We start from the raw sequence: 8038 nt of genomic DNA on the forward strand, positions 1-8038 counted from the left end.
CGAGGCGAAGGCCATCGCCACGTCCCGCCCATCCCCCTCTTTCTCAGTGTTGGTCGGGACACGAAAAGTGTGGTCCCACTAGACACAAACTTCCATTCCGCCGGAAGCGGACCTTCGGAAGGTCAGCAATGAGTCAGAAGCGGACCCCAAATACCCACGAGAGATCGAGCATCTCCGGCACCCTTCACCACCGTAGATCTACGGGTTCGCGCTATCCCAACCCGACCGCTAATGTCGCCCTGGCGTCAACCAAATCGCCAGAGGCCGCACCCGCATGCCCGCCGCCCCTCACTCCCACTCGATTGCTCTAAGCTTGATAAGATCATGAATCAGTTGGTTTTTTCGCGACCCACATACTTTAACACCGGCTCGCCGCCCGACCGTTCGGCTTGGTTCTGAAAACATTAGATAAATAGACCGATGTAAAAACCGCGTGATCGCGCAATCTTTCGAGACGTATTGACAATCTCAAACTCGAATTAACAATCGATTCTTGCGCGTTCACTTGCCTCCGCTAGACTAGCATGAACAGAACCTACATCGCCATCGCTGACGCCGGCAGAGCGTAGTGCATAACCAGCATCCAGATCGCCATGGCGATCATCATCAGGTTCTCGGTCAGGGATAGGAAGCCAAGCGGCACATTGCTGTCTCCACCGACGCAGGCGCATTTCAGTTCGCGCTTGTCGATGTAGACAGCCTTGAAGACCGAGGCCGCGCCAATGCCGCCGATGAACAGGGCCACCGGGACCGACAACCAGGTCAGGACGCCCGCGACCATCAACGCGCCTGCCCCGAACTCGGCGAACGGATAGACCTTGCCGTATGGCACCCACCGCTTGGCCAGCAGGTCGTAGTTCAGGAACATGGATGAGAAGCTCTCGATGTTCTGGAGCTTCAGCATGGCGAGGGCCATCATAGACAGGGCGATAAACCACTCCCCTGCCCGCACGGTGAACGGCGTGCCAAAAATCGTCAGGCTGAGCATCGTCGCCATCACGGCGGTGGTCAGGAAGACGACGAGGACCGGCGTGTAGGTGGTCGCCTTGGGATCGCGGACCTTGAGACCGAGATAGCGGCGCAGATCGTCGTGGCCGCCGACACGCTGGCCGTCGATGAAGACCTGAGGCGTCGTCTTGACGCCGTGCTCGGCCTTGAAGGCGTCGGTCTGCTCGCGGGTCGTGAGCCAGTGGTCCTCGACCTTGTAGCCCCGGCTCTTGAGAAGATGCCGGGCCTTGAGCCCCCACGGACAGGTGTGGTCGGGCATCACCATCCGATAGATGACAGCGGTCTTGGTCATTGCAGGCTCCTTGATCTTCAAATCCGAGCTACAGCTCTTAGGTTCCGTACCTAGATACGGAGTCAAGCATGAACGTTCGGACGATCGCAGGGTTGGCGCGAGACGGCGGCGTCGGGGTGGAGACTGTCCGCTTTTATCAGCGTCGCGGATTGCTTTCGACGCCTGACAAATGGTCGCGTGATGGCGCTGGCGCGGGCGTTCGACGCTATGGCGAGGAGGACGTGCGCCAGCTGAAGTTCATTCGCTCCGCACAGACGGCGGGCTTCACCCTCGAGCAGATCAAAGAGCTGTTGTCGCTCGACGCTGGCGAGGATCGCACGCGCGCCCGTGCGTTGGCCGCGGAGAGGCTGGAGGCGCTGGATCGAACCATCTCCGATCTTGAGACGGCGAGAGCGGCGTTGCGCCGACTGGCGAGCGCCTGCGCGGCGAACGACAGCGGACCGTGTCCGATCATTTCAGCCTTTCAGGGTGAAAAGGTTTGAAATCGTGCCCTGTCTTGGCGAACGGGTGGGATGGCCGGCATCCGTCCCGCCTGGAAAAACGCAATCCGACTGCGTAGCCGCGCAAGCGTGAGGACCGGAACGTCCCATAGCCAGAACTGTTCGTTGATCATCACTTTCGGAGAACGAAGATGTCGATCAAGCTGAACGCCGGTCTGGCGACCGCCGCCCTGTCCGTGCTCCTGACCGCGTGCAGTCCTGCGGGTCAGGCCGATAGAACCGAGACGGCCGATGCGGGCTCGGCGACTGAACAAAGCGCTCCGGCGGCCCAGCCGATGGCGGGGCCTGAGACGCCCTATTCCGCGTCCGAACAGCAGATGCATCATGCCATGATGCAGGCGCACGGCGCAGACCCGCAGGAGACCTATGCCCTGAAGATGATCGAGCACCACCGGGGCGCCATCGCTATGTCGGAGGTCCTGATGCGGGAAAACCCCGATGCCGCGCTCCGCCAGATGGCCGAAAAGACGATTACCATGCAGCGCCAGGAGATCACGGAGCTGGAGCAGTGGGTCGCGCAACATCGATCCAGCGCAACAGCCCCCGCCGCGGGTTCGGTGCAGCCCGGAGCCTGATGCGGGACGATTACGCGCGGGAAATGGTCTGCCCGCGCGTATGTGCTTTTGGACGGCGTCGATCGTCGGCGTCGGTTCGCCGGCGGGAGGTCCCTCATGCACGACAAGAGCTATCGCAACCTGGCGATTGAACTCATCGTCCACTTCATCATCATGTATTTGGTGATGTTCACGATGATCGCGACGCTCGATCACTTCAACTTCAATCTGAACAACGTCTACATGACGCTGATGATGGTCGCACCAATGGCCATCCTTATGCTGGTTCTGATGCGCGAGATGTATCCGAACAATCGTCTCAACCTCGCCATCGGGCTGACCGCGATGATCATCTTCGCGGGCAGCTTCTACGCCATGCGCACCCAGGCGGCGATCGGCGACAAGGAACTCATTCGCGGGATGATCCCCCACCACTCCGGCGCGATCCTGATGTGCGGCAAGGCCAAGCTGAGCGACCCAGAACTGGTCGCGCTGTGCGGAGAGATCGTCGAGGCGCAGGAGCGCGAGATCCGCCAGATGCAGGCCATTCAGGATCGGCTCTGAGGGCTTTCCGGCGGGACATTTCCGCTGGTCCCGCCAAGCGGCCATTCCCGTTCGAGGCGACGGCAGGCGGCTTCGCTCGCCGCCGCGAGGTTTGTCGTCGTTTCCACGGAGTGAGGCCATCCAGCGTCGGCCGCCGTTGGCGAGGGGAATGTCGACGCGACGCGTAGACTAGTCGAAGGCCGGAGCGGCCAATCGTCAGGAGACACAGTATGCGTGCATTCAACCCAGTTCCCTATGTCGCCTTGGCGGCTGCGGTCGTCCTCGCCGCTGGACCAGCTGCGGCTCACGCCCGTCTTGTCAGCGCCACGCCCGCACCGAACGCCACGGTCGGTGCGACCCGCACACTGACCTTGACCTTCAGCGAGCGCTCTGTGCCTGCGTTCTCCGGCTTCGACGTGGTCAACTCGGCCGGCGAGAAGCTCGCGGTCCGCACTTCGGTCGCTGAAGACGGCAAGACCCTGACCGGGACTCTGACGCGACCGCTGACTGCTGGCGACTATCGCGTCGACTGGCGCATCGCCTCGAGCGACGGTCACCGCATGACCGGCTCGTACACCTTCACGGTGCGCTGACGCCGTGCTCGAGATCGCGGTCGTCGCGCTCCGGTGGCTCCAGTACGCCGGAGCCGTCGTCCTTCTCGGGACGCCGTTGTTCCTGTTGTACACCTTCAGGCGCGGCGACGGCGTGGATCTCACCTGGTCGCGCGCGATCCTGATAGGGTCAGGTTTGGTCGTCGTCGCGAGCGCGCTCCTGGCGCTACTCGCACAGACAGCGGTCATGGCGGGCTCGCTGGCGGAAGCCATCAAGCCTGTGTCTCTGTCTTTCATGATCACCGGCACGGCCTTGGGGAAAGCCATGGTCGCGCGGGCCGCCCTCGCCCTCGCAGCCGTCGTCGCGGTCCTGGCCTTGAGACCGGGCAAGACGGCCTGGAGCATCTCGCTAGGCCTTGGGCTCTTCGTGGTCGCGAGCTTCGCCTGGACAGGACACGGCGCGGCGACAGAAGGCCCCGAGGGCCTGGTCCACCTCGCCTCCGACATGGTCCATTCCGTCGGGGCGGCCCTTTGGCTTGGTGCGCTTGTAGCGCTGACGATACTGCTGCTTCGCCGCCCCGGGGTCGACGATGGGGCCCTCTACCGTGCCTTGCATGGGTTCTCGGGCCTGGGCACGCTCGCCGTAGCCCTTCTTGTGGCCACGGGTCTCGCGAACAGCTGGTTCCTCGTCGGATCGGAGCGTTTCGTGAACCTTGGCGAAAGCCTCTATGGACAGCTTCTGATCGCCAAGCTGGCGCTCTTCGTGCTGATGCTGGGCCTGGCGGCGGACAACCGTTTCCGCCTGACACCCGCCCTGCGTCTGGAACTGGAGCACACAGGACAGTCAATCTCGGCGGTTCGACGGCTGCGGCGCAGTATCGTCACGGAGACGGCCCTCGGGCTCGTCGTCCTCGCCGTCGTCGCGCTTATGGGCACCCTCCCTCCGCCGGTCGCGACGTGATCCGACGATCTAGTGGCCCGCGGCGTGGAGCACCGCTGCGGTCGTGGCGCCATTCTCCGAGGTCGAGATGTTGTCACGTCCTCCCATCGGGCTTCCCGGATCCCGGCTTAAGCGGACAAATACGGTCTGAACGCCGCGCGCTTTCGCACTGAGGCGTTCAAACCGGAGAGGCGGATTACCGCGGAGCGCGCGACGACCAGTGAATGTGATGGATGCGCCAGCCGTCGGCGTGGCGCTTTAGCACCATGGTTTCCGTTGTCAGACGGTCCACGGCGCGTCCGTTGAACTGACCGGTGGTGCGGCCTTCGCTCGTGATCCACGCCACATCGCCGTCCGCCCAGCCCGATCTGCGGCTTACGACATTGTCCGACGCGGCCGCGAAGGCGGCGTCCGACGCAAGATGGTGAGAGGCGTATTCGTCGCGCGAGCGCTCCGCTCCGCCCTCTTCAAAGATCATGACGTCGGGGGCCAGAAGCAACAGGGCGGCAGATGTGTCACCGGCCTTGAGCGCGGCATGGAAGGCATCGACGGTCGTGGCCGCCTCCGTCGCTTCCGCGCTGATCGACCCCGCGGTCTGGGCATGGCCGTGAGAATGGTCCTGCGCGACAGCGGGCGTCACCGACAGGACGGCGAGAGAGAGGGCGAGAACGAGAGGTTTGGGGGACATGATGGGCTCCGGCTTATGAATCAGGTGAGACAAGGTCAGGTCAGGTGGGCGGGTTGTGACGGGCGAACACCTGCGTCGCGCCGGAGCGAAGCACCAGCAGCGTGTCGTAAGGGTCCTTGTGTCCCTGCGGCGTCTCCATGCCGGGCGAACCGAGGGGCATGGCCGGAACCGCGAGACCGAGCGCTGCCGGCCGCTCGGCAAGCAACCGTATGACGTCCCGTGCCGGAACATGGCCCTCTACGACATAGCCATCAATCAACCCGGTGTGGCAGGAGGCCAGGCTGTCCGGAAGCCCCCGGCTGCTGCGGACGGATTGGAGGCTCGGCAGAACGGTGATGGTCGTGTTGAAGCCAGCCTCCCGCATGTGCGAGATCCAGGCGTCGCAGCACGCACAGGTTGGCGTCTTGAAGACCGTGAGGGTTCTCGACGCCTGGGTCTGGGCGCAGGCTGTTCCGGTCAGGGCGACGCTGACGGCGGCGCCTAAGAAAAGCCTTCGGTGGAGGTAGGCGGTCGTCAAAAGGGCTCTCCTGATCGCTGTGAACGGTGCGTCTGGCGTCGGCATCCGGCATCCGACCGAAGGTGCGCCGCCTCAGCCACTGGCGGCTCGGTCGCTCGACCAGACCATAGATGGCGGCCGCCGCGGCGAGGGTCACCGCCAGCATCGCCGCCAGTTCCAGAAGCCCCATTCGATAGTCGCCCGGCCAGCCCCCGATGGCCTGGCCGGCATTGCGCCAGACCATCAGGATCGGAATATGGACGAGGTAGAGGGCGAACGAGGCCTCACCGGCGAAGATTGCGACCGGGTGCGACAGGAAGGTTCTGACACCCGCCTTGGCGAGCAGCGCCAAGGCGAGAACGAAGGGTCCCGACGCGGCGACGATAAGGCGATCATCGGCCCCGATCTGCATAGCGAGCAAGAGGAGCGCGGTGGCTCCGACGGCGCCGACGATCGCGACGCGCGGGGACGGCGCCCAGCGCGCTCCGAGATAGTAGAGGCCAATCCCGAGCAGGAACTCCGGAATGATGCGCAAGACGCCCATATTGTCTTCCGCCCGGGGCAGAACCGAGCCGAACCAATGCCGGTAGATCGCATCCAGCAGGATGAACAGGCTCGTCGCCGCGGCTACGAGCATCCATGGCCTGTGTCGAAACCGCAGGGCGACCGCAGCATAGGCTGGAAAAGCGAGATAGACGAACCATTCGGCTGACAGCGACCAGGCGGGCCCGTTCCACAGGACCATCCCGTCTCGCGGCAACCAGGCCTGAACCAAAAAGAGGGTGGCCAGAAAATCCGCAGGATTGAACCGCCCGGGCTCCAGGCCGATGCCCAACACCGGCGCGGCGAGCACCAGCAACAGCATCGCCAACAGGATGAACAAATGCGCCGGGTATATGCGCGCGAACCGCGCCGCGATGAACCGCCTGTAGTTCACTGGCTGATCACCCTGCAGGTAAACGTGGGTGAGGATGAACCCAGACAGGATGAAGAAGATATCGACCCCGAGACGGGCCCGGTTTAACAGTCCGGCCGCACCTTCGGGCAGCGTCCATGGCAGCTGGTAGTGAAACAGCACCACGCCGAGCGCGAGGAAGAACCTCACCCCCGTCAGCGGATCGAGCCGATCCGGAAACGGACCCGCGGCCGGATCTGTCCTCTCGCTCACATCGCCTCCCCCGACACGAGCGGGTCCTCCCGGTCGTTCTCTGGTATCTACGCGGCGGACATCTCGTCCCCTCGTAAGGGGCCGGACGGTTTGGCGCGTATGGCAAAGGGGGCGTGATGCAGGTGCGCAATGACTGATGAGATCGAACGACTGATTGCGGCGGAAGGGCCAGACGATGCGGGGCGGCTGGACGGCCTGGAAGACGCTGTCTGGACACGGATCGCCGTGCGCCGGGAGGCGGCGTCAATGGGCCAGGTTCGGGTCGCCGCCGTAGGGCTGGCGCTCGTGCTCGGCGTGGCCAACGGTGGATTGCTCCTCGTGGCGTCGCCGCGGCCTGAGCCCTCTGAGTTGCGCATCTTCACCGTCTCGGCGGGCCTGTCGCCGCTCGGTCCACTGGATGCCCGGGGATGAGAGCGCGCTGGAAATCGATCGTCCTGACAGCCGTGCTGGCGGCGCTCGCCAGCGGCGCGGCGACCTGGGCGAGCGCAACCTGGGTCATGCGCGAGCGTCAGCCGCCGAGCCTGCATAGCGTCGTCCATGAGCAGTTGAACCTGAGCGCTGAACAGGATGGTCGTCTGGACGCGATCGAAGCGCGCTTCGCCGCGCGCCGCCCCGGGCTGGAGGCAGAAGTGCGAGCCGCCAACCGCGAGCTCGCCGCCGCCATCGCTGCAAGCGATGGGAACACGCCCCAGGTGCAGACGGCGGTGGATCACTTCCACGTGGCCATGGGCGATCTGCAGAAGGCGACCATCGCCCACGTCTTCGAGATGCGGTCGGTGCTCACCCCCGCGCAGGCCGAGGTCTTCGACGCCGCCGTGGTGGACGCCCTGCGTGCCGACGCCGGCTAGGCGCGGCGCGTGAAGGACGGCGACAGCATTGAAGCCCGCGCGGCTGGCGGCGACGCCGGCGCGTTCGGCGCCTTGATGGCGGCGACCAAGGGCGATCTCTACAGGTTCGTGCGCCGCTATGTCGGCGACGAAGCGGAAGCGCACGACCTGCTCCAGGAAACTTACACCGCCGCATGGCTCGCCCTGCGAAGGTACGATCCGGCTCGCCCCTTCGAGGTCTGGCTCCGCTCGATCGCCCTGAACAAATGCAGGGACTGGAGCCGTCGGCGTGCGGTGCGTCGGGTGGTGCGCGGCGTCATGGGCCTCGACGCCCCCGAAGCGTCAGCGGTCCGGATGGAAACGCCATCTCCCGAAGCCCGACTGGACGATCGCCGTCGCGCCGAGGCGCTGCGCAGCGCGCTGACCCGCCTGCCTGACGGCCTCAAGGCCCCTCTCCTGCTCGCTACGCTC

Annotated in this window: 12 protein-coding genes; 8 read left to right on the forward strand and 4 right to left on the reverse strand. The window is 64.7% G+C overall.

Annotation, left to right across the window (positions count from 1 at the left end; translation table 11 throughout):
• Positions 1–535: 535 nt before the first annotated feature.
• Positions 536–1300, reverse strand: a complete 765-nt coding sequence (locus tag RT123_RS14935; protein ID WP_055808283.1) for a glutaredoxin family protein — start codon at positions 1298–1300, stop codon at positions 536–538.
• Positions 1301–1368: 68 nt separating this feature from the next.
• Between RT123_RS14935 and RT123_RS14940 the strand changes: the two genes are divergently transcribed.
• From RT123_RS14940 to copD, 5 genes are all read left to right on the forward strand, one after another.
• Complete coding sequence (locus RT123_RS14940; RefSeq protein WP_295168857.1) at positions 1369–1782, forward strand: MerR family DNA-binding protein; 414 nt, start codon at positions 1369–1371, stop codon at positions 1780–1782.
• 149 nt (positions 1783–1931) lie between these two features.
• Complete coding sequence (locus tag RT123_RS14945; protein WP_313009974.1) at positions 1932–2375, forward strand: DUF305 domain-containing protein; 444 nt, start codon at positions 1932–1934, stop codon at positions 2373–2375.
• Between the two features lie 96 nt (positions 2376–2471).
• The gene (locus tag RT123_RS14950; RefSeq protein WP_205682994.1) at positions 2472–2918 is read left to right on the forward strand and encodes a DUF305 domain-containing protein; all 447 of its coding nucleotides are present in this window, start codon (positions 2472–2474) and stop codon (positions 2916–2918) included.
• A 209-nt stretch (positions 2919–3127) separates the two neighbouring features.
• Positions 3128–3490, forward strand: coding sequence for a copper homeostasis periplasmic binding protein CopC (gene copC, locus RT123_RS14955; RefSeq protein WP_205682993.1), 363 nt, complete (start codon positions 3128–3130; stop codon positions 3488–3490).
• 4 nt (positions 3491–3494) lie between these two features.
• A complete protein-coding gene (gene copD / locus RT123_RS14960) occupies positions 3495–4409 on the forward strand; it encodes a copper homeostasis membrane protein CopD (protein WP_066629157.1) in 915 nt (304 codons plus the stop codon).
• A gap of 175 nt (positions 4410–4584) precedes the next feature.
• On the opposite strand, the gene RT123_RS14965 is transcribed toward copD, so the two are convergent.
• The 3 genes from RT123_RS14965 to RT123_RS14975 are packed head-to-tail and all read right to left on the reverse strand — an operon-like array spanning position 4585 to position 6740.
• Positions 4585–5076, reverse strand: a complete 492-nt coding sequence (locus RT123_RS14965; RefSeq protein WP_017505545.1) for a YybH family protein — start codon at positions 5074–5076, stop codon at positions 4585–4587.
• 40 nt (positions 5077–5116) lie between these two features.
• On the reverse strand, positions 5117–5440 hold the full coding sequence (locus RT123_RS14970; protein ID WP_313009978.1) for a DUF411 domain-containing protein: 324 nt from the start codon (positions 5438–5440) through the stop codon (positions 5117–5119).
• Positions 5328–6740: an acyltransferase gene (locus tag RT123_RS14975; RefSeq protein WP_313009980.1), complete on the reverse strand. Its 1413-nt coding sequence runs from the start codon at positions 6738–6740 to the stop codon at positions 5328–5330. The genes RT123_RS14970 and RT123_RS14975 overlap by 113 nt, the downstream gene beginning before the upstream one ends.
• 129 nt (positions 6741–6869) lie before the next feature.
• On the opposite strand from RT123_RS14975, the gene RT123_RS14980 reads away from it, so the two are divergent.
• The 3 genes from RT123_RS14980 to RT123_RS14990 all read left to right on the forward strand — a co-directional run.
• Positions 6870–7151: a hypothetical protein gene (locus RT123_RS14980; RefSeq protein ID WP_017505548.1), complete on the forward strand. Its 282-nt coding sequence runs from the start codon at positions 6870–6872 to the stop codon at positions 7149–7151.
• Positions 7148–7588: a Spy/CpxP family protein refolding chaperone gene (locus RT123_RS14985; RefSeq protein ID WP_295241619.1), complete on the forward strand. Its 441-nt coding sequence runs from the start codon at positions 7148–7150 to the stop codon at positions 7586–7588. Before RT123_RS14980 ends, RT123_RS14985 begins: the two co-directional genes overlap by 4 nt.
• A gap of 9 nt (positions 7589–7597) precedes the next feature.
• Positions 7598–8038 (forward strand): sigma-70 family RNA polymerase sigma factor (locus tag RT123_RS14990; RefSeq protein WP_313009982.1); only part of this gene is annotated, 441 nt, incomplete at its 3' end.

It is taken from the genome of Brevundimonas vesicularis, assembly GCF_032067225.1.
Taxonomy (GTDB): domain Bacteria; phylum Pseudomonadota; class Alphaproteobacteria; order Caulobacterales; family Caulobacteraceae; genus Brevundimonas; species Brevundimonas vesicularis_F.